Genomic DNA, 445 nt, shown 5'->3' with positions numbered 1-445 from the left:
ATTAAACACAGTCTGTCCGCCGCCGGAGACAAGGGCCTGCAGACGGAGCTCAGCGGCGATGTGCCGGGAGCCGATGTTGAAGTCGGCGGTGTCTCTGAAATTGTCGGCGTTGTGCTGGCTTTCGTCGTTCTGGCCATTACGTTTGGTTCATTAGTCATAGCGGGGCTGCCGATTGTCACAGCCCTGATCGGGTTAGGCGTAAGCGTCGCGCTGACGTTAATCGGAACACAGATCTTTACGATAGCCTCGGTCAGTCTCTCATTATCAGGAATGATCGGCCTGGCCGTCGGGATTGATTATGCGCTGTTTATCTTTACGAAGCATCGTCAGTTTTTGGGCGAAGGTGTACAAAAAAATGAATCGATCGCTAAGGCTGCGGGAACGGCTGGCAGCGCCGTCGTTTTTGCGGGACTGACCGTGATCGTCGCGCTTTGCGGATTGACCG

General features: G+C 54.8%; 1 protein-coding gene. It reads left to right on the top strand.

Annotation, left to right across the window (positions count from 1 at the left end):
• Positions 1 to 445, top strand: a 445-nt coding sequence (locus ACTD9P_RS29970; RefSeq protein WP_438870472.1) for an MMPL family transporter, incomplete at both ends; no start/stop codon positions are given.

This window comes from Pseudomonas onubensis, from assembly GCF_965653655.1.
In the GTDB taxonomy this organism is placed as follows: Bacteria; Pseudomonadota; Gammaproteobacteria; order Pseudomonadales; family Pseudomonadaceae; genus Aquipseudomonas.
The sequence above is the reverse complement of the archived record's forward strand: the minus strand, read 5'-3'. Positions and strand labels throughout refer to the sequence as shown.